We start from the raw sequence: 2,331 nt of genomic DNA, 5'->3' as shown, positions 1-2,331 counted from the left end.
ATGATGTTAACGTGAACGCCATTCCCGAAGTGGTTACGGGTGGGTGAGGTCGTAACAGCTGCCGCAGACAATGAGTGTTTTTCGTTGTCGTGCGGCCATGATCTGCGCCCATGGCGGTGCGGTTGCGGATCGGTCGAGATCGGCGAGAGCCTTGATGTGGTGCACTCGCACCCCGTCGCGGCTTCCACAGATCTCACATACACCGTGCCGGAGCCTGATAATCAGCTCCTTGTGCGGGTATGCCGGTCCTGTAATCAGGCGATCATTCAAGAACGCCCTTTTCTGTCGTGCAAGCGGAAAACCGCCGAACCGTGCCAGCAGTGGCTTCATGCCTTCGCGTTCGAGGGTGGCCTCGAAACAGGTCCGCAGGCCCCCGGATGTGTTGATTTTGGCTTTGTAGCGTGCCGCCATCTTCGTCACCGAGGAGCCATGTTTCCCTGCCAGGGTTTTGAGCATGGACGTTTCCATGACCCAACGCAGCCGGTGCATCTTGCGGATGTCAACGGCAAGCATGTAGTACTGGGCGATACCCCGATACTTCGCCCCAAAGTTGGCCACGATGGTGTAATCATCGAGTGCCATCCAGGCGGGGCGGCGTCCGGGTTTCCCCGTAGACAGGTACGGGGACGCAGCCGATTTGATCACCGTATCGGGCACGGACAGCTGGATCTCACCGTTCAGGGAACGACGTCCCTTGCGCTGATAATGCTGATTGTGCCCAACATGGATGTCATAGCCGAGGAATCGTGCCGCGCCCGTGCGGGCGTGGGTGACCAGCGTCTTTTCCGGAGATAGTTCCAGCTTGAGTTCTTCACGCAGGAACACCCCCAAACGCTCCTTGATGGCCTCGGCTTCAGCCTTTGGCCCGGCGAACCCGAGCAGGTGGTCATCCGCATAACGGATGTAGCGCAGACGCCGATAGTCAGGATCTTGCGGATCCTGGCTCGGCAGGGCGTGTTGCTGGCGGCGAAGTTCCCTGATTGCTGGAGTGTCACCGCGCCGCCTTGCCCTCAGTATCTTTGCTTCCACCGACCGGTATACGGGATTTCGTTTCCGCAACCGGCCCCGGGTGTATTCCGGAATGAGCGTGTTCTCAACAAATTCATCCAACTTATGCAGGTAGATATTTGACAGGACCGGCGAGGCGATACCGCCTTGGGGTGCACCGGAAAACGTTGCACCCAATTTCCAGTCCTCCAAATACCCGGCACTGAGCATGCCCGATATCAGGGCCAAGAAACGCCCGTCCTGAATCTTTTCCGACAAGATGCTGATCAACACTTCGTGATCGAGCGATCCGAAACAGTCGGCAATATCTCCCTCGATGAACCACGTGGTTCCCTTCCAGACAGCGTCTACCTCCCGCAACGCGGTATGGCAGCCCCGTCCGGGCCGGAACCCGTGGGAACGGTCGGAAAACGTCGGCTCGTAGTATGCCTCAAGAAGCAGGCGCACGACTTCGCCGACGAGTTTGTCTGACCATGTTGGCAGGCCCAGAGGGCGGGTCTTCCCGTTCTTTTTGGGAATGAGAATCCGCCGTGAGGGCTTGAATCGGTAGCGTTCGTGACGCATGGCCTCAATGATGGCCTCGATCTTGCCCATAGACATGCCATCCACCGTTTCCGCTGTGACCCCCGGAGTCATCGCCCCCTTGTTGGAGTAGATGCGCCCGTAGGCCAACAGATAGAACGCTGGGTTGAATAGTTGTCGATATAGCTCATTGCACGGCAAACCGCGTTTGCCGCGTTCACGCAAGATGCCCAGAACTGCTTCGGCGTTCTGCATTTCGCATACCTCATTTCTGCCGGTCATCTTTCATCATCTGGCCCCCTTCGCCCTGCGGACGGCTTTCCCGTCCTCCTTGGCCGGTCGTGACTCCGGCGACTACTACGAGGCCTCCGTCACCATGGGGCTCGCGCCCGGTAGGTGATCCCACGTTCGTCGCTGCTATACGTATCGAGCATGATTTAGGCGCCCCACTCATCTCCTTAAATGCCCTCATTGGGCATCGCTCCTGATCCCGAAGGTTGCCGCAGTATTTTTCCTCCCCTTGGCAGGACCGGCACCGGCGACGGGTGTCATTTCCGGTGGATGTGAACTTGCATCTTCTGGAGATTGGGATTCAAGCAATCAAGCCTTCGCCATGTCACGCGGGCCTTCCCGACGCCCCGCCCCTAACACCTGGGCACGGTCGCCGATTTACTGGCATGCTACGGTCCCCATTACCTTTCGGTATCCGGGTAAGCCATCAGACCCACAAACCTCCCTTCGAGTTTGTCCCGGCTGCACCGGGGATATAGCAGCGCGCCTCGTGGCGCACAAGAACCGCTC

General features: G+C 58.6%; 1 protein-coding gene. It reads right to left on the bottom strand.

Annotated features, from left to right (window positions below; all coding sequences use genetic code 11):
• Nucleotides 1-33: 33 nt before the first annotated feature.
• Nucleotides 34-1,785: a reverse transcriptase domain-containing protein gene (locus LPN03_RS20630; protein ID WP_262455743.1), complete on the bottom strand. Its 1,752-nt coding sequence runs from the start codon at nt 1,783-1,785 to the stop codon at nt 34-36.
• Nucleotides 1,786-2,331 lie beyond the last annotated feature (546 nt).

The sequence above is a fragment of the Arthrobacter sp. A2-55 genome, from assembly GCF_025548615.1.
Taxonomy (GTDB): domain Bacteria; phylum Actinomycetota; class Actinomycetes; order Actinomycetales; family Micrococcaceae; genus Specibacter; species Specibacter silviterrae.
The sequence above is the reverse complement of the archived record's forward strand: the minus strand, read 5'-3'. Positions and strand labels throughout refer to the sequence as shown.

Coding starts and splice junctions, on each gene's coding strand:
- LPN03_RS20630 (WP_262455743.1), bottom strand. CDS start 1,785: ATGCAGAACGCCGAAGCAGTTCTGGGCATCTTGCGTGAACGCGGCAAA.